Source organism: Nocardioides sp. DN36 (genome assembly GCF_055380375.1).
The window spans coordinates 773,523-793,208 of the sequence record NZ_AP043823.1 but is presented as its reverse complement, the minus strand read 5'-3'; the positions used below and the strand labels follow the sequence as shown (position 1 = coordinate 793,208).

The 19,686-nt window shown below is 72.4% G+C and carries 19 protein-coding genes; 9 read left to right on the top strand and 10 right to left on the bottom strand.

Annotation, left to right across the window (positions count from 1 at the left end):
* Positions 1–9 precede the first annotated feature (9 nt).
* From ACZ43H_RS04725 to ACZ43H_RS04715, 3 genes are read right to left on the bottom strand one after another with little or no spacing between them, the layout of a single operon-like run.
* Positions 10–729: a hypothetical protein gene (locus tag ACZ43H_RS04725; protein ID WP_464588167.1), complete on the bottom strand. Its 720-nt coding sequence runs from the start codon at positions 727–729 to the stop codon at positions 10–12.
* Between the two features lie 26 nt (positions 730–755).
* Positions 756–2,156: a glycine--tRNA ligase gene (locus ACZ43H_RS04720; protein WP_464588165.1), complete on the bottom strand. Its 1,401-nt coding sequence runs from the start codon at positions 2,154–2,156 to the stop codon at positions 756–758.
* A gap of 58 nt (positions 2,157–2,214) precedes the next feature.
* Entirely contained in the window at positions 2,215–2,535 is a 321-nt protein-coding gene (locus tag ACZ43H_RS04715) for an antibiotic biosynthesis monooxygenase family protein (RefSeq protein ID WP_464588164.1), read from the bottom strand.
* A 211-nt stretch (positions 2,536–2,746) separates the two neighbouring features.
* Between ACZ43H_RS04715 and ACZ43H_RS04710 the strand changes: the two genes are divergently transcribed.
* Genes ACZ43H_RS04710 through ACZ43H_RS04695 form a run of 4 tightly spaced genes read left to right on the top strand, consistent with a single transcriptional unit; the run spans position 2,747 to position 5,832 of the window.
* Positions 2,747–3,616, top strand: coding sequence for a metal ABC transporter substrate-binding protein (locus tag ACZ43H_RS04710; protein WP_464588162.1), 870 nt, complete (start codon positions 2,747–2,749; stop codon positions 3,614–3,616).
* Positions 3,613–4,452: a metal ABC transporter ATP-binding protein gene (locus ACZ43H_RS04705; RefSeq protein ID WP_464588160.1), complete on the top strand. Its 840-nt coding sequence runs from the start codon at positions 3,613–3,615 to the stop codon at positions 4,450–4,452. The genes ACZ43H_RS04710 and ACZ43H_RS04705 overlap by 4 nt, the downstream gene beginning before the upstream one ends.
* On the top strand, positions 4,452–5,447 hold the full coding sequence (locus ACZ43H_RS04700) for a metal ABC transporter permease (RefSeq protein WP_464588158.1): 996 nt from the start codon (positions 4,452–4,454) through the stop codon (positions 5,445–5,447). Before ACZ43H_RS04705 ends, ACZ43H_RS04700 begins: the two co-directional genes overlap by 1 nt.
* The gene (locus ACZ43H_RS04695; RefSeq protein WP_464588156.1) at positions 5,434–5,832 is read left to right on the top strand and encodes a Fur family transcriptional regulator; all 399 of its coding nucleotides are present in this window, start codon (positions 5,434–5,436) and stop codon (positions 5,830–5,832) included. The genes ACZ43H_RS04700 and ACZ43H_RS04695 overlap by 14 nt, the downstream gene beginning before the upstream one ends.
* Before the next feature lie 27 nt (positions 5,833–5,859).
* Here ACZ43H_RS04695 and ACZ43H_RS04690 read toward each other — a convergent pair whose 3' ends face one another.
* From ACZ43H_RS04690 to ACZ43H_RS04680, 3 genes are all read right to left on the bottom strand, one after another.
* Positions 5,860–7,494 (bottom strand): sensor histidine kinase, encoded by a 1,635-nt coding sequence (locus ACZ43H_RS04690; RefSeq protein ID WP_464588155.1) that lies wholly within the window; start codon positions 7,492–7,494, stop codon positions 5,860–5,862.
* Between the two features lie 97 nt (positions 7,495–7,591).
* Complete coding sequence (locus ACZ43H_RS04685; protein ID WP_464588154.1) at positions 7,592–8,365, bottom strand: isoprenyl transferase; 774 nt, start codon at positions 8,363–8,365, stop codon at positions 7,592–7,594.
* Between the two features lie 17 nt (positions 8,366–8,382).
* Positions 8,383–9,306, bottom strand: coding sequence for a universal stress protein (locus tag ACZ43H_RS04680; RefSeq protein ID WP_464588152.1), 924 nt, complete (start codon positions 9,304–9,306; stop codon positions 8,383–8,385).
* Positions 9,307–9,539: 233 nt separating this feature from the next.
* Between ACZ43H_RS04680 and ACZ43H_RS04675 the strand changes: the two genes are divergently transcribed.
* Complete coding sequence (locus ACZ43H_RS04675; protein ID WP_464588151.1) at positions 9,540–10,169, top strand: TetR/AcrR family transcriptional regulator; 630 nt, start codon at positions 9,540–9,542, stop codon at positions 10,167–10,169.
* 9 nt (positions 10,170–10,178) lie between these two features.
* On the opposite strand, the gene recO is transcribed toward ACZ43H_RS04675, so the two are convergent.
* Positions 10,179–10,904 (bottom strand): DNA repair protein RecO, encoded by a 726-nt coding sequence (recO, locus tag ACZ43H_RS04670; protein ID WP_464588150.1) that lies wholly within the window; start codon positions 10,902–10,904, stop codon positions 10,179–10,181.
* A 58-nt stretch (positions 10,905–10,962) separates the two neighbouring features.
* Here recO and ACZ43H_RS04665 point away from each other — a divergent pair, with 58 nt between their 5' ends.
* The gene (locus ACZ43H_RS04665) at positions 10,963–12,240 is read left to right on the top strand and encodes a serine/threonine-protein kinase (protein ID WP_464588148.1); all 1,278 of its coding nucleotides are present in this window, start codon (positions 10,963–10,965) and stop codon (positions 12,238–12,240) included.
* Here ACZ43H_RS04665 and ACZ43H_RS04660 read toward each other — a convergent pair.
* Positions 12,221–13,087: an alpha/beta fold hydrolase gene (locus ACZ43H_RS04660; RefSeq protein WP_464588147.1), complete on the bottom strand. Its 867-nt coding sequence runs from the start codon at positions 13,085–13,087 to the stop codon at positions 12,221–12,223. The genes ACZ43H_RS04665 and ACZ43H_RS04660 overlap by 20 nt on opposite strands.
* Positions 13,088–13,136: 49 nt before the next feature.
* Between ACZ43H_RS04660 and ACZ43H_RS04655 the strand changes: the two genes are divergently transcribed.
* The gene (locus ACZ43H_RS04655) at positions 13,137–13,898 is read left to right on the top strand and encodes a GNAT family N-acetyltransferase (protein WP_464588145.1); all 762 of its coding nucleotides are present in this window, start codon (positions 13,137–13,139) and stop codon (positions 13,896–13,898) included.
* A gap of 67 nt (positions 13,899–13,965) precedes the next feature.
* On the top strand, positions 13,966–16,755 hold the full coding sequence (locus ACZ43H_RS04650) for an ATP-binding protein (protein ID WP_464588144.1): 2,790 nt from the start codon (positions 13,966–13,968) through the stop codon (positions 16,753–16,755).
* On the opposite strand, the gene leuA is transcribed toward ACZ43H_RS04650, so the two are convergent.
* Complete coding sequence (gene leuA / locus ACZ43H_RS04645) at positions 16,742–18,478, bottom strand: 2-isopropylmalate synthase (RefSeq protein WP_464588143.1); 1,737 nt, start codon at positions 18,476–18,478, stop codon at positions 16,742–16,744. The two genes, ACZ43H_RS04650 and leuA, sit on opposite strands and share 14 nt — an antisense overlap.
* Positions 18,479–18,601: 123 nt before the next feature.
* Positions 18,602–19,063 (bottom strand): ion channel, encoded by a 462-nt coding sequence (locus ACZ43H_RS04640; RefSeq protein WP_464588141.1) that lies wholly within the window; start codon positions 19,061–19,063, stop codon positions 18,602–18,604.
* A gap of 51 nt (positions 19,064–19,114) precedes the next feature.
* Here ACZ43H_RS04640 and ACZ43H_RS04635 point away from each other — a divergent pair, with 51 nt between their 5' ends.
* Positions 19,115–19,684, top strand: a complete 570-nt coding sequence (locus ACZ43H_RS04635; protein ID WP_464588140.1) for a sugar O-acetyltransferase — start codon at positions 19,115–19,117, stop codon at positions 19,682–19,684.
* The last annotated feature ends 2 nt before the right edge of the window (positions 19,685–19,686 follow it).

Here is a 19,686-nt window from a genome sequence, read left to right as displayed (position 1 = left end):
AAACCGCGGTCAGCCCTGCTGCTTCTGGTCCTTCTTCTTGTTCTTGCCCTGGTCGCCCTTCTTCGGCTGCTGCGACCCGGGCTTGGCCAGCTCGCCGGTCCAGGTGATCGGGTCGAACTCCTGGGTGGGCCGGAAGCTCACCGCGGTGAGGTCGCCGTGCCGGGGCGAGAGGTAGACCAGGCAGGTCTTCACCTTGTCGCCGTGCCCGAACTTCTTCGGCAACGGCGTGCTCGGGCAGGGCTTGAAGCTGCTGGCGAACGTCGAGGCCTCGATCAGGGTGTTGCGCCCGTCGACGATGTACAGCGGCACCGGCCGACCGCCGAGGTCGGTCTTCCCGACGTTCTCGACCGTGGCCCGCACGAAGTACGGGTTGGTCTTCCGGGTCGCCTTGTCCAGCTGCCAGCCGCGGAAGGACCGGGCGAACGTGGTCTTCTCCAGGCCCGTCACCCTGACATCGAGCACGCCCACCGTGCCCTGCCGCGGCTCGTAGGCGACCACGGCGTCGTCACCCACCGCCAGCTCGCTGCCCTGGGCGGTGAGCTCGACCCCGTCCGGGACCGGGAGGTAGGGCTTCTCCTCGGTCGGCGTCGGGCTCGACGCGGAGCCGGCGGCCGACGTGGCGCCGGACGCGCTGTCCCCGGAGCCGTCGTCGCTCGAGCAGCCCGCGACTGTCGTGGCCGCCACGAGCGCGGAGACCAGCAGGGCGGAGGAGGCGAGGCGCTTGCGCATGGTAGGAGTGTGCAACGTGGTCTCCGTCAGCAGCCGACGAAACGCTCGGCGAAGTAGGACGTGATCGAGTCGAGACCGATCCGCTCCTGCTTCATGGTGTCGCGCTCACGCACGGTGACCGCGTGGTCCTCCAGCGTGTCGAAGTCGACGGTCACGCAGTACGGCGTACCGATCTCGTCCTGGCGGCGGTAGCGGCGACCGATGGCGCCGGAGTCGTCGAACTCGACGTTCCAGTTGCGGCGCAGCTCGGTGGCCAGGTCCTTGGCCTTCGGGGACAGGTCGGCGTTGCGCGACAGCGGCAGCACCGCGACCTTGACCGGGGCCAGCCGCGGGTCGAGCTTGAGCAGGACGCGCTTGTCGACGCCGCCCTTGGTGTTGGGGGCCTCGTCCTCGGTGTAGGCGTCGATGAGGAACGCCATCAGCGATCGGGTCAGGCCGGCCGCGGGCTCGATGACGTAGGGCATGTAGCGCTCGTTGTTCGCCTGGTCGAAGTACGACAGGTCCTGGCCCGAGAAGTTGCTGTGCTGGGTGAGGTCGAAGTCGGTGCGGTTGGCGATGCCCTCGAGCTCCTCGAAGTCACGGCCGGAGAAGCCGAAGCGGTACTCGATGTCGACGGTGCGCTTCGCGTAGTGGCTGAGCTTCTCCTTCGGGTGCTCGTAGTGGCGCAGGTTGTCGGGGTTGATGCCCAGGTCGGTGTACCAGCGGGTCCGCTCGTCGATCCAGTACTGGTGCAGCTCCTCGTCCTCGCCCGGCTTGACGAAGTACTCCATCTCCATCTGCTCGAACTCGCGGGTGCGGAAGATGAAGTTGCCGGGCGTGATCTCGTTGCGGAAGCTCTTGCCCATCTGGGCGATGCCGAACGGCGGCTTCTTGCGGCTCGAGGTCACGACGTTGGCGAAGTTGAGGAAGATGCCCTGCGCGGTCTCGGGGCGCAGGTAGTGCAGCCCGGACTCGTCCTCGATCACGCCGAGGTAGGTCTTGAGCATCATGTTGAACTCGCGCGGCGGGGTCCACGCGCCACGGGTGCCGCAGTTGGGGCAGGCGACCGACTCGTTGATGTCGACCGAGTCCGGGTCGTCGATGCCCTTCTTGGAGGCGTAGTCCTCCTGCAGGTGGTCCTCGCGGAACCGCTTGTGGCAGGACTGACACTCGGTCAGCGGGTCGCTGAAGGTGCGCAGGTGGCCGCTGGCCTCCCACGTCCTCGTCGGCAGGATGACGCTGGAGTCGAGGCCGACCACGTCCTCACGGGCGGTGACCATCGAGCGCCACCACTGGCGCTTGATGTTCTCCTTCAGCTCCACGCCGAGCGGGCCGTAGTCCCACGCCGACCGGGTGCCGCCGTAGATCTCGCCGCACGGGTAGACGAAACCCCGGCGCTTGCAGAGGGAGACGACGTGGTCGAGGGTCGAGGCGGGCGGCTTGGCCACAGCAGTGTGCTCCTCAGGACGGCCGGCTGGCTGCCGGTCAGGTTCGGGGTCGGAGGGATCAGCCTAACGACCGGGGCGACCCGATATTCAGGACGGTGCCGGGCTCGACGACCTCGAAGGCGCTGGGCTCGTCGATCGCCCGGCCCAGCAGCGCGACGGCGTTGAGCTTGACGTCGTACGACGACAGCGCGCGGCGGTACGAGCCGACGTTCTCCCACGTGGTCGTGAGCACCCACAGCGTCGGGTCGTCGAGGTTGCGCCCGACCGTCCCGGCGACGTACCCGGCCCGCTCGGCGAGCGCGGCGTGCGCCCGGTCGAGCCCGGCCCGGAACTCGGTCGCCTCGTCCTCGTCCACCCGGAACCTGCTCACCACCAGCATGGAGGGAGCGTAGGCCCCGGGGTCCCGGCTGCGCGCACGCGCCGAGGCCCGCTCCCGGGCTTCAGCTTCGACCCCTCCCGACTGTCTCACCTCGACCACTGGGGCCGAACCCGCAGGCCGGGAAGCACGCCGGCGGAGGTCTCCAAGCTCGACATCAGGCGCCATGCCATCAAGTTGACAACCGTTCTCAACTGACCTGAGAATCATTCTCATGCGGCTCCTTCTCGTCCTCGGCCTCCTGCTCGCCGCGACGGCGTGCGGCTCGCTGGACGACGGCTCGGGGAAGGTCAAGGTCGCCGCCGGGTTCTACCCGCTCGCCTGGGCGGCGCAGCAGGTCGGCGGCGACCGGGTCGAGGTGACCAACCTGACCCAGCCCGGTGCCGAGCCGCACGACCTCGAGCTCACGATCAAGGAGACCGTGTCGATCGCCGAGGCGGACGTCGTGGTCTACGAGCACGGGTTCCAGCCGGCCGTCGACGACAGCGTCGAGCAGAACGCCGAGGGCACCACGCTGGACGCCGCGGGCGTGGCCGACCTCCAGCCGTTCGCCGACCAGCCCGACGACCTCGACCCACACTTCTGGCAGGACCCGCTGCGGCTGGCCGACGTCGGTGACGCGCTGGCGCGGGACCTCGCCGACGCCGACCCCGACCACGCGGCGGCGTACGCCGCGAACGCCCGGGCCCTGCGCCGGGAGCTGACGGACCTGGACCGTGACTACGCCACGGGCCTGGCCGACTGCGCGCGGCACACCGTCGTGGCGACGCACGACGCGTTCGGCTACCTCGGCAAGTACGGCCTCGAGATCGAGCCGATCACCGGCCTCTCCCCCGACGCCGAGCCGACCCCGGCCGACCTCGGCCGCCTCCAGGACCTGATCCGGTCCGACGGGATCACCACGGTGTTCTCCGAGACCCTCGTCAGCGCCAAGACCGCCGAGACCCTCGCCGACGACCTCGGCATCGAGTCCGCCGTCCTCGACCCCATCGAGGGGCTCAGCGACCGGACGGCCGGCGAGGACTACGAATCACTGATGCGCCGCAACCTCGCGGCCCTCGAGAAGGCGAACGACTGCCGATGACCGACCACCAGCCCACCGGGCCCGGCATCCCCATCCGCCTGCACGACGGCGCGGTGTCCATCGGAGGCCGCCCGGTCGTGCGCGGCATCGACCTGGCCGTGCACGCCGGCGAGTTCCTCGCGCTGATGGGCGCCAACGGGTCCGGCAAGTCGACGCTCGTGCGGGCCCTGACCGGCCTGAACCCGCTCACCGCCGGGTCGCTCGAGCTCTTCGGCACTCCCCTGCACGACTTCGGGGACTGGCAGCGCGTGGGCTACGTGCCGCAGCGCGCGTCCGCCGCCTCGGGCGTGCCCGCGTCGGTGTGGGAGGTCGTGGCCTCGGGTCGGCTGACCCGGCGCGGGCTGCTGCGTCGGCTCTCCCGCGCCGACCGCGAGGCGATCGACGACGCCCTGGAGGTCGTCGGCCTCCGCGACCGGGCCCGCGACGGCGTCTCGCACCTCTCCGGCGGCCAGCAGCAGCGCGTGCTCATCGCCCGGGCGCTGGCCGGCGAGCCGGACCTGTTCTTCCTCGACGAGCCGACCGCCGGCGTGGACCTGGCCAACCAGCAGGCGCTCGCCGATGCCCTCGCCCACCTCAAGCAGCGCGGCGCGACGGTCGTCCTGGTCGCCCACGAGCTCGGGCCGATGGCGCCCCTCGTGGACCGGGCGGTGGTGATGCGCGACGGTCGCGTCGTCTACGACGGCCTCCCGCTGGACGACCACGCGGCGCCTCGGGCCGGCCTGGAGCCCGACCTGGGCACGCACGTCCACCACCCCGACCCCGCGCACCACGACCACACACCCCGGATGGGCTCGCCGCTGGACCGGGAGTCCCCGTCGGACGAAGGATGGGCCTGATGGAGCTGTTCACGCTCGCCTTCATGCAGAGGGCGATCCTCGCCGCCGTCTTCACCGGACTGGCGGCGCCGGCGGTCGGGACCTATCTCGTCCAGCGCCGGCTCTCGCTCATGGGTGACGGGATCGGCCACGTCGCGGTGTCCGGCGTCGCGCTCGGTCTGCTGACCGGCACCTCCCCCACCTGGACCGCGGTCGTCGTGGCGGTGCTCGGCGCCGTCCTCATCGAGGTGATCCGCGAGCGCGGGCACGCCAACGGCGACGTCGCCCTGGCGCTGCTGTTCTACGGCGGCCTGGCCGGTGGCGTGCTGCTGACCGGCATCGGGGGGCAGAGCGCCTCGCGGCTGCAGGAGTACCTCTTCGGCTCCATCACCACCATCTCCCGCACCGACGTGTGGGTGACCATCGCGCTGGCGGCCGTGGTCGTGGTGGTCTGCGTGGGGCTCTCGCCCCAGCTGTTCGCGGTCGCCCAGGACCCCGACTTCGCGCGGGTCGCCGGCCTGAACGTCCGGGTCTACAACGTGCTGGTCGCGGTGCTGGCGGCGGTCAGCGTCACCGTGGCCATGCGCACGGTGGGGCTGCTCCTGGTCTCGGCGCTGATGGTCGTCCCGGTCGCGACCGCCCAGCAGGTGACCCGCTCCTTCCGCACCACCCTGACCGCGGCGATGGCGATCGGCACGGCCGCCTCGCTCGGCGGGCTGGTCATCTCGGCGTTCGCGTCGTTCCACGCCCGGGTCGCCCCCGGGCCCACCATCGTGCTGCTCGCCCTGGCCGGCTTCCTGGTGACCTGGCCCCTCGGCGTCCTCCTCCGCTCCCGCCAGCGGATGCGGGCCCCGTTCCCGGCCGTCGGACCCGACGGGCACGAGGTCACCGACGACCACCCCCACGACCACGGGCCGACGTGCGGCCACGTCGCCGTGCCCCACGGCGACCACGTCGACTACGTGCACGACGGACACCGCCACGCACCCCACGGGACGCACTATGACGAGCACTGAGCCGGGTCCTCTGCGGCCCACCCGCCAGCGGCGCGCCGTCGCGGAGGCGCTCGCGTCCTTCGCCGACTTCCGCTCCGCCCAGGAGATCCACGACCTGCTGGGTCGGCGCGGCGAGCAGGTCGGCCTGGCCACGGTCTACCGCACCCTGCAAAAGCTCGCCGACGCCGGCGAGGTCGACATGCTGCGCTCGGAGGACGGCGAGGCGGTCTACCGCCGCTGCTCCGACACGCACCACCACCACCTCGTGTGCCGCCACTGCGGGGCCACCGTCGAGGTGGAGGGGCCGGCGGTGGAGCGGTGGACCGGCGCGATCGCGGCCGAGCACGGGTACGCCGAGGTCAGCCACACCCTCGAGATCTTCGGCAGCTGCCCGGACTGCCGCTGACCTGCGCGGGAGCGGCCCACCAGCCGCTCAGACTCGGACCGACTCCTGCTCGACGTCGAGCGGGATCCGGACCCGGAAGACGCTGCCCCGACCGACCTCGCTGTCGACCTCGATCCGACCGCCGTGGCTCTCCACGATCGAGCGGGTGATGCTCAGCCCGAGGCCGACCCCCTGGATGGACTGCTCCTCGGCGTGCCGGGCGCGGAAGAAGCGGGTGAAGAGGCGGGCCCGGTCGGCCGCCGTGATGCCGATCCCGGTGTCGGACACGACGAGCTCGAGACGGTCACCGTCCACGCCCAGGCCGACCTGCGCCCGCCCTCCGGCCGGGGTGTACTTCACCGCGTTGGAGACCAGGTTGTCGACGACCTGGGCGAACCGCTGCGGGTCGACGCGGGCGTGCAGCTCGTCGGGCACCTCGAGGTCCAGCTCGACGCCGGCCGCCTGGGCCGCCGGACCGGCGGCGCGGACCGCCTCACGCACGATCTCGCAGACGTCGCAGCGGGTCCGGACCACGTGCATCGGCCCCTCGTCGACCTGCGCCGTGTGCAGCAGGTCGGCGACGAGCCGCCGCAGGCGTTCGGTGTTGCGGTCGACGACCTCGAGCTGGGCGAGGACCTCGGCCGGCAGGTCCTCCCGCTCCAGCAGGATGCTCACGTAGCCCGCGATCGAGGTCAGCGGCGTGCGCAGCTCGTGGGAGACCGAGGCCACGAACTCGTCCTTGACCCGCAGCGCGCTCATCAGGTCGGTGACGTCCTTGTAGGCCAGGGCGGCGCCCGCGACCCGGCCCCGCTCGTCACGCACGGTCCTGGCGGACACCGACAGCGCGCGCCGGGTCAGCGGGTCGCACCCGATCCAGATCCGGTGATCGTCGAACTCCTCGCCGTGGCTGGCCCGGAAGGTCGGCATGTCCTCCCGCGTCAGCAGCGTGGCGCCGTCCGCGGCGTAGACGTCCCCGAGCTGGCCGGCGACGCCCCGGTGACCGTCCGGGTAGGCGATCGGCATCATCGCGCGGTGGTGCCTGTTCATCGACTCGTAGCGGCCGTCGGCGTCGATGAGGACCAGGCCGACGTCGACGGTGTCGAGGATCGCGTCGGAGACGCGACGCTGGTGCTCGATGGTCCCCTGTCCGGCGCGCACTCGGTCGATGCCGGTGGCCATGGCGAGGGCGGACCAGCCGACCACGACGACGATCAGGACGACGCGCGAGACGTCGAGGCCCGTGGTGCCGAAGTACGCCAGGCCCGGCACCGCAATCAGCCCCAGCGACGCGCCCATGGCGATCCAGGCGCCCGTCCGCCCGAGCTGCCGGCCCAGCCAGAGCGCCGGCACGATGGCGAGGATGCCCGGACCCGAGCTCTGCGGGTCCAGGCGGGACAGTCCCAGCGCGGCCAGGTCCATGACGGGGAGGACCGCGACCGCCCAGCTGGGGAGCCGGCCCCAGGGCACGACCACCGCGGCGACGCAGGCGACCACCGCGACGGCGACGCCCAGCGCCGGCCAGGACCTCAGGTCGATCCCGTCGCCGCCGATCTCACGCAGCAGGCGGTCGAGCAGGAACAGGAGCGCGAAGACGCCCTGCAGCGCCCGGGGGTCGGGCTCGTCCGCGAACAGCAGGCGACGCGCAACCCCCGTGGCGCGGCCCCGTGCACCCGACTGCGACATCCGTCATCCCCCTGCGCTGCTGTCGGCAGTCAGGATCCCAGAAACCGGTGTGATGCGCGACACAAACGAGACTCTCGTCCGCGCGCCGAGCCGCGGATCAGCTCGGCTCGGCCCCGCCGTACCTCCGGTCGCGCCGGGCATAGGTCTCGATCGCGGCCCACAGGTGCCGACGGTCGACGTCGGGCCACAGCACGTCGGAGAAGACCAGCTCGGAGTACGCCGCCTGCCACAGCATGAAGTTCGAGAGCCGCTGCTCCCCCGACGTGCGCCAGACCAGGTCGGCGTCGCTCTGCTCGGGGACGTAGAGGTGCCGCGCGAAGACCTTCTCGTTGACCTTCTCGGGATCCAGCCGGCCCGCCGCCACCTCGCGCGCGATCGAGCGGGCGGTGTCGGCCAGCTCGGCGCGACCGCCGTAGTTGACGCACATCGTCAACGTCAGCACGTCGTTGTCGCGGGTCAGCTCCTCGGCCACCTGCAGCTCGCGGATCACCGACTTCCACAGCCGGGGTGCTCGACCGGCCCACCGGACCCGGACCCCGAGCTCGTGCATCTCGTCCCGGCGCCGCCGGATGACGTCGCGGTTGAAGCCCATCAGGAACTTGACCTCGTCGGGCGAGCGGGACCAGTTCTCGGTGGAGAACGCGTAGGCCGAGACCGCCTTGACCCCGATCTCGATGGCGCCCTCGACCACGTCGAACAGCGAGTGCTCGCCGCGCTCGTGACCGGCGGTGCGGGGCAGCCCGCGCTCCTTGGCCCAGCGGCCGTTGCCGTCCATCACGACGGCGACGTGCCGGGGCACCAGGCCCTTGGGCACCGCGGGCGGTCGCGCTCCGGAGGGGTGCGGGGTGGGTGGGCGGACGCTGCGTCTCACGGGGAAACCCTAGGGGGTCACTTGCGGACCGCCCCCGCCTCCTCGAGCACGAGCCCCTCCATCTCCGCGAGCACCTCCTGCGGCGGGACCACCTCGACCGGGCACTCCGCCTCGCGCAGCAGGGTGCGCCCGGTGCCGCCGAGGTGCGAGGTGAGCGGCAGGCCGTGCGCCCGCCGGACGACCACCAGCAGGTCGGCACCGGAGGCCGCGCGCAGCAGCGCCCGCACCGGCTGCTCGTGGACGACGGAGAGCTCCACCTCCACGTCGGGGTGGCTCTGCCGGAACGTCTCGAGCAGGGGGTCGATCTCGCGCTCCATCTCGAGGGCCCGGTCGTCGGCGTGGGTGCGCGCCTCTACGATGTCGTCGTAGGCGCCGGGCAGCTTCCAGGCGTGCAGCACCACGAGTCTCGCGCCCCGGAGCCGGGCGGCGGCGAAGGCCTGGCCGAGCAGCTCGGTGGAGTGGGCGGGCGAGCGCACGCCGACCACGACGCGGCCCCGCGCGGACGCGTCGGACCAGGTGGGCGGCACGCAGACCACGGGGCAGTCCGCCCGCCCCGCCGCTCCGACGGTGGTCGAGCCGGTGAACACCGCCTCCGCCCGGGAGCGGTGCTGGCGACCGAGGGCCACGAGGTGGGCCCCCTCGGCCGCGTCGAGCAGCGTGGTCACGGTGGGGCCGGTCCGCAGCACCGACGACACGTCGCAGTCCGGGGCGACCTCGGCCACCACGCCCAGGGCCTCGCCCAGGATCCTCCTGCCGACCTGCTCGAAGTCGTCGCGGATCAGCGGCAGCATCGGCGTGGTCGGCGTGTAGTCGGGCGAGACGTGGACCAGCCGCACACCCACCCCGAGCCGGACCGCCTCGACCACGGCGTACCGGATCGCCTGGAGGCTCGACGGCGAGCCGTCGACCCCCACGACCACCGGCGACGGAGTGCTCGTCATGGCCTGCCCCTCTCCGTCGGTCCCGCCTCTCGATCCTGTAGGGACACGCGTGCAGGCGTCAGGGGCGTTCGCCGCCGGGGCGGGGACCAACGGCCCTCGGGGCGGGGTGGCCAGTCGGCCCGGCCGCCCCCTGTACCGGCCGGCCCGACTGACCCCCGATCGCTGTGACACCACGTCACACGCGACGTCGCCGAGCATAGGACGAACTTGCCGCGTTGCGTAGGCTGCAGCTGATGGCGACTCCGACAGGACGCGCGGACCGGCAGCGGCGAGAGCGTCGCGACGCCCGCCAACGGATCCTCGACGCCGCCTCCCGACTCCTCGAGGAGCACCGCTGGCACGACCTGCGGCTCGAGGACGTGATGAGCGCCGCCGGGCTCTCCCGCACGGCCTTCTACCGGCACTTCGACGACCGGCAGACGCTGCTGCTCGCGATGCTCGAGCAGGTCAGCGACGGCATCGGCGAGACCGGCCAGACGTGGAAGGCGGGCGCCGGCGGAGCCGTCGAGGAGCTGCGGGCGGGGCTCACCGAGCTGGCCGAGGCGATGCTCGAGCACGGGCGCCTGATGCAGGCGATCGCCGACTCCGCGGCGTACGACGCCGAGATCAGCGCCGCCCGGGACGAGATGGTGCGGCACTTCGTGACCGTCACCGCCGACCGGATCCGCGCCGACGTGGCGACGGGCGCGAGCAGGGTCCGCTCGCCCGAGAGGATCGCCGAGGCCCTGGTGCGGATGAACGAGAGCGTGCTGCTCGACGCCTTCGGCCGGCCGCCCTACCCGCCGGTCGAGGACGTCGTGGCGACGATGTGCGAGGTCTGGGTCGTGACGATCTACGGTCGCGACGCGTTCGACGCGGGCTGAGCGGTCCGCTCAGCGCTCGACGTAGGCCATCGAGCGCAGGGCGCGCTCGAGGTGCCAGGCGAGGTACGCCGACACCAGGCCGCTGGCCTCCCGCAGGTGCCGCTGGTCGGCGGCGTCCACCACCGGCCAGTCCCCCGCCAGCAGCGCACCGAGGACGGCCACGGTCTCGGGCGCGGGGCTCGCCGAGCCGGGGACCCGGCAGGTCGAGCAGAGCACCCCGCCCATGGACGGGTTGAACCACCGGTGCGGCCCCTCGAGCCCGCACCGGGCGCAGTGCTCGAACGACGGCGCGTAGCCCGCGACCGCCAGCGAGCGCAGCAGGTAGGAGTCGAGCACCTGGCTCGGGCCGTGCGCGCCGCCCACCATCGCGCGCAGGCCGCCCACCAGCAGCAGGAACTGCTGGACCGACGGCTCCTTCTCCTCGGTCACCAGCCGGTCGGCCGTCTCGAGCATCACGGTCCCGGCGGTGTAGCGGTCGTAGTCGAGACCGAGCCCGGACGAGAAGGGGGTCAGGGTCTCGGCCTGGGTGACGACGTCGAGGTTGCGCCCCTCGGCGAGCTGCAGGTCGACGTGGGTGAAGGGCTCCAGCCGCGAGCCGAACCGCGAGGTGGTGCGGCGTACGCCCTTGGCGACCGCCCGCACCCGACCGTGTTGGCGGGTCAGCAGCGTGATGATGCGGTCGGCCTCACCCAGCTTGTGGGTGCGCAGCACGATCGCCTCGTCACGGTAGAGCACCTGTCCATTCTGCCCCCGCCGCCGTTTGGAACCGGCACCGTGGGACAGACTCCGGTGCGTGTCGGCACCTGAGCAGCTCGGACGTCTCCGCCGGATCCGCAGGATCGGCGCCGGAGGCTTCGCGACCGTCTGGCTCTACCGCGACGACGAGCTGGACTCCGACGTCGCGGTGAAGTGCCTGGCCGACAACTGGGCGGGCGACCCCGAGATCCGCGAGCGGTTCCTGGCCGAGTCCCGGCTGCTGCGCCGGGCCCGGTCCCCGCACGTGGTGCACGTGCACGATGTCGGTGTCACCGACGGGGACACGCCCTACTTCGTGATGTCGTACGCCGACGACGGCTCGGTCGCCGATCTGGTCCGCCCCGGCGTGGGCGTCGGGCCGGACGAGCTGGTGGACGTCGTCACCCAGGCGGCCGAGGGGCTCGCGGCCCTGCACGCCGTCGGGATCGTGCACCGCGACATCAAGCCGGCCAACCTGCTGCTCGCCTCCGACTCCTCGGGCGCGCGGCGGCTGATGGTGGCCGACCTCGGGGTGGCCAAGGCGATCACGCCCGACTCGGGCGTGACCCGTTCGGTGGGGACCCCGTCCTACATGGCTCCCGAGCAGATGGACGACTCCGCGGTCATCGACGCCCGTGCCGACGTCTACGCGCTCGGGGCGGTGGCATGGGCGCTGTTGACCGGGCAGCCGCCGCGGGCCCGCCGCTTCCCCGGCGAGCGCCCGGCACCGGTGACGTCGCTGCGGGCGGTCCCGGCCGCGGTCGACCAGGTCGTGGCGCGTGCGATGGAGCCCGATCCCGACCACCGCTGGCCGGACGTGCGCGACTTCGCGCGCGCCCTGGCGGATGCCTGCCGCGGGGTCACCCCGCCGCCCGCGCCCGCGGCCGCCCCGCCCGCGGCACCCGCGTCACCTGTGGCGTCCGGTGGGGAGGCCCGGCGCCGCGTGCCCACCGCGGTGCTCGCGAGCGTCGCAGCGCTCGCCGTCGCCCTGGCCGTCGCGCTCGGCGTGGTGCTGCTCCGCGGTGGCACGGGCGGGAGCGACGACTACAAGGAGGCGTTCAAGAAGGCGGGCCTCGAGTACGTCACCGCGCTGCAGGAGGGGCGCTGCGACGACGCCGCCCGCTACAACCCGGGATTTGCCGGGTCCGGGGACACGTGCCCGAAGAAGAACCTCCACGTCCGGCTGGCCCAGTGCCTCGACGTCGACGGCCCGGTCCGGGTGGACATGATCGGCGAGAACCGGGCCCGCGTGGTCTTCGTCGACCAGGGCTACGTCGAGATGATCCGGGGCGAGAACACGCTCTTCAAGGCCGGCTTCATGGTCGGCTCCTGCTGACCCTGCCCGAGCGTCGCGGGGTCTTCCAGCAGCCGAGCGCGAAGCCGATCGCCGCGCGGTTGAGCCGGTCCGGCGTCATCCGCCACTCCAGGATGCTCCGTGCGCGCACGAACGTCGCCCGCGGCATCTCCTCGGCCAGCATCGCCGCGTCGGCGGCCGGGTGGAGCGGGTCGATCGGGTGGCCGATGACCAGGGCCGGGGCCGTGATCGTGCGCCGCTGGCTCGAGGGCGGGGCGACCCGCCCGAAGAACAGGCCGTGCACGACCGCCGCGACCGAGTCGGCCCGCTGGTCGAGGGTGTCCAGCCCGATCCCCACCCAGAACGGCACCAGCCCACGTGGGATCGGCCGGGTCAGCAGCCGCAGGCCGTTGACGGTGAACGGCAGGAACCGCGAGGCGAACAGCAGCGGCCCGAAGGTCAGGATCCCGACCTCGAGGGCGTTGTTGAGCACCGGCATCTCCACGATCAGCCCGCGCACCCGGTCGGGGGCCAGCACGGCCACCTCGAGCGAGACGTTCGCGCCCAGCGACGTACCGCCGATGACCGCCTGGGGCGCACCGAGGTGGTCGAGCAGCGCGACGACCTGTTCGGCGAACGCGGTCATCGAGTAGAGCAACGGGTCGGCCGGCCGGTCCGACCGGCCGTGCCCCAGCAGGTCGAGCGTGACCACGTGCAGCCCCTCGGCGGCCAGGGCCCGGGCCAGCGGCTGGTGCATCCGGCGCGGCATCAGCTGACCGTGCAGCAGGACCACCCAGGAGTCACCCGAGCCGTACTCGGTGTACTCCAGCCGGTCGCGACCGCTGTCGCCCTCGACGAAGAACTGCCCAATGCGCTCGGAGACCAGCATGACCTGAATGTAGTTGCTGTCCGGAGCAGCGGCTGGGACCTTTCTCCTCGTGGACCTGAGCCAGATCGAGCGCTACTACGACGCAGTCCCCCGGCCGGTCGCGACGGTGGAGGAGGTCGGTCCGTTCACGCTCTTCGTGGCCGACCCGGGCACCGGGTGGCAGTTCTACGCCCGGCCCCGGCTCGGCCTCGACCGCGACGTCCACCCCGACGACGTACGCCGGGTGCTGGCCCGCCAGGCGGAGCTCGGCGTGCCCCGCGCCGTGGAGTGGGTCGACGACACCACCCCCTCCCTGCTGCCGGCCGTGCGGGCCGCGGTGACCGGTCCGCACGAGCTGGAGCTCTGCCCGCTTCTGGTCCTGCCGCGCTCGGCCGGCCTCCCGGCGACGTCCGAGGCGACCCGCGTCCTCGCGGCCGACGACCCGGACCTGCCACTGGCGCTGGGCGTGGCCAACGCGGCGTTCGGCGCTTGCGACGAGGCCACGCCCCAGGAGCCCGGCATCCGTGGGCGCCTGGTCGAGCAGGGGCTGCTGCTGGTCGTGGCGGCGTACGACGGGTCCGGGACGCTGGTGGCGACCGGCACCGCCGCGCCACGCGAGGACACCGCGGAGCTGATGGGCATCGCGACGTTGCCGGCCGCCCGGAGACGCGGTCGGGGGTCGGCCGTGACCGCCGCGCTCGTGGGAGCCTGCCGGGAGGCCGGCGTCAGCGACGTGTTCCTCACCGCGGCGTCCGACGACGCGGCCAGCGTCTACCGCTCGCTCGGCTTCGAGCGCCGGGCCGTGGCCGGCATCCTGGGTGCCGGTTCCTGAGCGCGCGGCGCCACCGACCGGCGAGCCGGTGCCGGTCGCGGCGCAGGCGTGGTCGACACTGTCCCCCATGACCACGTCCGGCCCTCGGTGCCCGGCCTGGCTGGTGTCGCTCGGGATGCTCGTGGCGGTCTACCTCGCCGGCGTCGGCGCCGTCCTGTTCGCGCCTGCCGGTGACCCCGTGGCCACCTGGTGGCCGGCGGCGGGCATCGCGGTCGCCCTCGTGGCCCTCTCCCCCCGCCGGCGGTGGGCGCTGCTCGCGGCCGGCATCGTCGTGTCCAGCGGTCTGGCGAACGTCACCGGTGGCCGCGACGTGCCGATCTCGGTGCTCTTCGGGATCGCCAACGCCGCCGAGGCGGTCGTCGCGGCCGCGGTGCTCCGCACCGAGGGTCGCGACCGTCCCCGTCTCGAGAGCCTCGACGACTTCGTGCGCCTCGTGGCGGCCGCGCTGCTCGGCGGTGCCACGATCGCCACCGGTGCTGCGCTCGCGGTGGTCGCCGTCGACGGCGGCGACTTCCTGGAGAGCTGGCGCTCCGTGCTCGCCTCCCACGCGGCGTCCACGCTGGTGCTGGTCCCCGTCGCTCTCTCGGTGCGCCTCGTCACCGGACCCCCGCCCCGGACGGTGCGCGTGCTGCGCCCCGGCGAGCTCGTCCTGCAGCTGATGGCGCTGGCGGTCGTCACCACCCTGGTCTTCTCACCCTCCCAGGCGCTGCCGGTCACGTTCGTGCCGCTGCCGTTCCTCGTCTGGGCGGCCCTCCGCTTCGACCTGCGCACCGTGGCCTGGCAGCTGGCCGGCCTCAGCGTCGCCACGACGTACCTGACCGCCCACGGCTACGGCCCCTTCGGCACCAGCCTGGCCCAGGGCGACATCGGTGCCTCGACCGCCGGGCTGCTCACCCAGGTCTACCTCCTGTGTGCGGCCCTGATGTCGGTGCCGCTGGCGATCGCCGCCGAGCAGCGCGGCCGGCTGCTCAGCCGGGTCAGCGCCAGCGAGCTGCTGTTCCGCCGCAACTTCACCGAGTCGCTGGTCGGCATGCTGCTGCTGCGTCGTCACGGACCGGAGCTGCAGATCGTCGAGAGCAACGACACCGCTGCCGGGCTGCTCGGGGCGGAGCAGGCCGACCTGGTCGGCCGCCGCCTCGACCACGTCCTCGACACGTCGGTCCGGCTCGACGACATCGCCGGGCAGATGCTGGCCGGCGACCTCGAGGGCTGGAAGGCCCAGGTGGGTCTGTCCGGCCGGCCCCTGGCCCGCGTCAACGTCGCCCTCTCCCTGCTCTCCGGCGACCCGGAGCCGACGTTCTCGGTGCAGATGCAGGACGTGACCGCCGAGTACGACGCCCTGCGCCGGCTCAAGGAGGCCGAGCGGCTCACCAACGCCACGCTCGACACCGCCGCGTGCATCATCCTGGTCACCGACCTCGCCGGCACGATCGTCCGGGTCAACGCCGCCACGACCGAGCTCACCGGCTACCGCGAGGACGAGCTGGTGGGAAGGCCGGTGTGGGACACCACGTTCGCCCCCTTCACCGCGGCCGACGCCACGGCGGTCCTCCATCGGACCGGGAGCGCGCAGCCGCACGAGGTGGAGGCGATCACCAGGAGCGGTGAGAAGCGGCGCATCGTCTGGAACGACGACGTCGTGCGCGACGAGCAGGACCGGCCCCAGTACGCCGTGCTGACCGGTGTCGACGTCACCGCGGAGCGCACCGCCGCGGGCATGGTGGTCCACCTGCTCGAGGCTGCGGTCACCACCGCCATCATCGGGATCGACGACTCCGGCCGGATCACGGTCTTCAACTCGGGAGCCCAGAACCTGCTGGGCCACCACTACCTCGAGATGCTCGGGCAGCCCTTCGTCTCCCTGCTCGCGCCCGAGCAGCTGGAGGAGCGCACCGGCACCCGCGACGCCGCGGCTGCCTTCGCCGTGCTGGCCTCCTCGATCGGCCCGCAGGGCGACGCCCGGATGCGGGACTGGACCTGGGTGGCCAGCGACGGGCGGCGGCACACCGTCTCGATGACCCTCAGCGTCACCGCGGACAGCGCCGGGTCGCCGATCGGCTTCCTGTGCGTCGGGCGCGACGTGACCGAGCAGCGGCAGAACCAGGAGCTGCTGGTCGCCGCGCTGGACAAGGAGCGCACGGCCGTGGAGCGGCTGCGCCAGCTCGACGAGGCCAAGAACGAGTTCGTCTCGACCGTGAGCCACGAGCTGCGGACCCCGGTGACCAGCATCGTGGGCTACACCGAGATGCTCCAGGACGGCTCGTTCGTCGACCCCGCGCCCGAGCAGGTGCCGCTGCTGGACACGATCGCCCGCAACGGGCAGCGCCTGATCGTGATCTGCAACGACCTGCTGCTGCTCAGCGGGCTCGACTCCGGCGCCGTCCCCTGGGAGCGGGAGGCGCTGGACCTGGCGACCCTCCTCAAGCCCGTCGAGGAGGCGCTCCACCCGCTCATGCTCGGTCGCGACCTGTCCCTGCGGATGGACCAGCCCGGCGCGCCGCTCATGGTGCTCGGCGACCGGGCCCAGCTCGAGCGGGTGCTGCTCAACCTGCTCGGCAACGCGGTGAAGTTCACCGAGGACGGCGGCGAGATCGAGTGTCGGCTCGAGGAGCAGGACGGCGAGGCCGTGCTGACCGTCCGGGACACCGGCATCGGCATCCCCGAGGACGAGCAGGGCGGACTCTTCGAGAAGTTCTTCCGGTCCTCCACGGCCCAGGAGCGCGCGATCCAGGGCACCGGCCTGGGGCTGTCGATCGTGGCCGCCATCGTCGCCGCGCACGGGGGCCGGGTCGGTGTGCGGTCCGCCCACCTCGCCGGCACCACGTTCACGGTGCGGCTGCCGCTCAGGCGCGGTTGACCGCGCTGATCACGGCCTTGAGCGAGGCCGTCACGATGTTGGGGTCCAGCCCGACGCCCCAGAAGACCTGGTCACCGACGAGGCACTCGACGTACGCCGCCGCGATCGCGTCCCCGCCCGACGACAGGGCGTGCTCGGCGTAGTCGAGGACCCGGACGTCGAAGCGGCTGCCGCCGTCGGCGCCGGGCAGCTCGTTGATCGCGTTCACGAACGCCGCGATCGGGCCGTTGCCGCTGCCCTCGAGGGTCTGCAGCTCGCCGTCGACGTAGACGTTGACCGTGAGCGCGTCCTTCTCCCCCGCCGCCGACGAGGTGTGCACGGAGTTGAGCTTCAGCGGCGTCTCGCGGTGGAGGTACTCGGTGGAGAAGACCGACCAGATCTCGTCCGACGACATCTCGCCGCCCTCGGCGTCGGTGCGCTCCTGGACCACGCGGCTGAACTCGATCTGCGCGCGCCGCGGCAGGTCCAGCTTGTGCTCGGCCTTGAGGATGTAGGCCACGCCGCCCTTGCCGGACTGGCTGTTGACGCGGATGACCGCCTCGTAGGAGCGGCCGACGTCCTTCGGGTCGATCGGCAGGTACGGCGCCTCCCACGGCATCTGCTCGACCGGCACGCCCCGCTCGGCGGCCTGCCGGTCGAGGTCCTCCAGGCCCTTTTTGATGGCGTCCTGGTGGGAGCCGGAGAAGGCGGTGTAGACGAGGTCGCCCGCGTAGGGGTGGCGCGGGTGGACCGGCAGCTGGGTGCAGTACTCCACCGTGCGACGGATCTCGTCGATGTCGGAGAAGTCGATCATCGGGTCGACGCCCTGGCTGAAGAGGTTCATGCCCAGGGTCACCAGGCACACGTTGCCGGTGCGCTCGCCGTGGCCGAACAGGCAGCCCTCGACGCGGTCGGCGCCGGCCATCATGGCCAGCTCGGTCGCCGCGACCGCCGTGCCCCGGTCGTTGTGGGGGTGCAGGCTGACCACGGTGTTCTCGCGCCGGGTGAGCTGGCGGGAGAACCACTCGATCTGGTCGGCGTAGACGTTCGGCGTCGCGGACTCGACCGTCGCGGGCAGGTTGAGGATGATCTCGCGGCCGTCCTCGGGCTGCCACACGTCGGAGACCGCCTCGCAGACCTCGAGGCTGAAGGGCAGCTCGGTGGAGGTGAAGATCTCGGGGCTGTACTCGTAGCCGATGACCGTCATGTCCAGGTAGGACTCGCCGTACTTCATGACCATCTCGGTGCCGCGGGTGGCGATGGCCTTGACCTCGTCCTTGCCGGCGTGGAAGACCACGCGGCGGAAGAGCGGCGCCAGCGCGTTGTAGAGGTGGATGTTGGCGCGGGGTACGCCGACCAGCGACTGGACGCTGCGCTCGATCAGGTCCTCGCGGGCCTGGGTCAGCACCGAGATCGTGACGTCGTCGGGGATCCGGTCCTGCTCGATCAGCTGACGGACGAACGCGAAGTCGGTCTCGCTGGCCGAGGGGAAGCCGACCTCGATCTCCTTGTAGCCCATCTTCACCAGCAGCTCGAACATCGTGAGCTTGCGGGCCGGGCTCATCGGGTCGATGAGCGCCTGGTTGCCGTCGCGCAGGTCGGTCGAGAGCCAGCGCGGCGCCTCGGTGATGGTCCTCGTGGGCCAGGCTCGGTCGGGCAGGTCGATCGGCGGGTAGGCGCGGTAGCGCTCGACCGGCATGCCGCTGGGCTTCTGGGAGCCGGAGATGTTCGACGAAGTGGTCATGGTGTCCTCGCTGGGTGGGGGCTGGGCGGCCGGTCGCACGCACTCACTCCGCAGCGAGGGGGTCCGGCTCGTGCTCAGACCTCGCTGCGGCAGCGAAGGAGAAGCTGGCGCATCATGACCCGTTCACGATAGCCCACCGGTCCCGGAGGGCGGGACCGGCGTCTCACTGCTCGATCCCACGTCTGCTCCGGGCCCGTCCAGTCGCTGCTCGATCGCGGCGATCCGCTGCTCGATCGCTGCGAGCCGGTCGATCACCTGCCGCTCGAGTGCCTCCTCCCGCTCCTCGGCCGGCTCCTCGTCCTCGCGGACGAACAGTGACGCGAGCGCGGCGCTGATCAGCGAGAGCAGCAGGAAGCCGGCCACCATCAGCACCGCGGAGGTCACCGCGCCACCCGCGGTCGAGGGCGGTCCCTCGACGAAGCCGACGGTCGTCATCAGGGCCAGCGCCCACCACAGGCCCTCCCAGTAGCTGCCGACGGTGTCGGACTCGAACGCGGCCCCGGCGCCGGCACCCACGACGAGCGCGGTGAGCGCGATGATGACGCCCGGCAGCACGAAGCTTCGTCGGACCCGCGGCAGCCGCATGACCCCACGATAGGGCCGCCCCGCCGGGGCGGCGCATGACACGATCTGGGCATGACGGACCAGCGCAGCATGCGCGAGCGGATGCTCGCGGGTGAGCCCTACATCGCCGACGACCCCGACCTGGCGCGCGAGAGCCTCCGCGCCCGGACACTCTGCCAGCGGCTGGACCAGCTGGCCCCCGACGCGGCCCTGGAACGCCGGGAGGTCCTGGTCGACCTGCTCGGGGCGGTCGGGGAGGACACCGAGATCCGGCCGCCGTTCCGCTGCGACTACGGCTACCAGACCTTCATCGGCGCGCGGACGTTCGCGAACTTCGGCCTGGTGTGCCTCGACGTGGCCCGGGTGACCATCGGCGACGACGTGCAGATCGGGCCGAACGTGCAGCTGCTGACGCCCACCCACCCGATCGAGCCCGGCCCGCGCCGCGACAAGTGGGAGGACGCCGAGCCGATCACCATCGGGGACAACGTGTGGCTCGGCGGCGGAGTGATCGTGTGCCCCGGCGTCACCATCGGCGAGAACACGGTGGTCGGCGCGGGCGCGGTCGTCACCCGCGACCTGCCGGCGAACGTCGTGGCCGTCGGCAACCCGGCGCGCGTGGTCAAGAAGCTGGACGGCTGAGG

Coding starts and splice junctions, on each gene's coding strand:
- ACZ43H_RS04695 (WP_464588156.1), top strand. CDS start 5,434: ATGACGAGCACTGAGCCGGGTCCTCTGCGGCCCACCCGCCAGCGGCGC.
- ACZ43H_RS04660 (WP_464588147.1), bottom strand. CDS start 13,087: ATGCTGGTCTCCGAGCGCATTGGGCAGTTCTTCGTCGAGGGCGACAGC.
- ACZ43H_RS04640 (WP_464588141.1), bottom strand. CDS start 19,063: ATGCGGCTGCCGCGGGTCCGACGAAGCTTCGTGCTGCCGGGCGTCATC.
- ACZ43H_RS04690 (WP_464588155.1), bottom strand. CDS start 7,494: ATGTCGCAGTCGGGTGCACGGGGCCGCGCCACGGGGGTTGCGCGTCGC.
- ACZ43H_RS04700 (WP_464588158.1), top strand. CDS start 4,452: ATGGAGCTGTTCACGCTCGCCTTCATGCAGAGGGCGATCCTCGCCGCC.
- ACZ43H_RS04650 (WP_464588144.1), top strand. CDS start 13,966: ATGACCACGTCCGGCCCTCGGTGCCCGGCCTGGCTGGTGTCGCTCGGG.
- ACZ43H_RS04710 (WP_464588162.1), top strand. CDS start 2,747: ATGCGGCTCCTTCTCGTCCTCGGCCTCCTGCTCGCCGCGACGGCGTGC.
- ACZ43H_RS04635 (WP_464588140.1), top strand. CDS start 19,115: ATGACGGACCAGCGCAGCATGCGCGAGCGGATGCTCGCGGGTGAGCCC.
- ACZ43H_RS04680 (WP_464588152.1), bottom strand. CDS start 9,306: ATGACGAGCACTCCGTCGCCGGTGGTCGTGGGGGTCGACGGCTCGCCG.
- ACZ43H_RS04675 (WP_464588151.1), top strand. CDS start 9,540: ATGGCGACTCCGACAGGACGCGCGGACCGGCAGCGGCGAGAGCGTCGC.
- leuA (WP_464588143.1), bottom strand. CDS start 18,478: ATGACCACTTCGTCGAACATCTCCGGCTCCCAGAAGCCCAGCGGCATG.
- ACZ43H_RS04715 (WP_464588164.1), bottom strand. CDS start 2,535: ATGCTGGTGGTGAGCAGGTTCCGGGTGGACGAGGACGAGGCGACCGAG.
- ACZ43H_RS04725 (WP_464588167.1), bottom strand. CDS start 729: ATGCGCAAGCGCCTCGCCTCCTCCGCCCTGCTGGTCTCCGCGCTCGTG.
- ACZ43H_RS04705 (WP_464588160.1), top strand. CDS start 3,613: ATGACCGACCACCAGCCCACCGGGCCCGGCATCCCCATCCGCCTGCAC.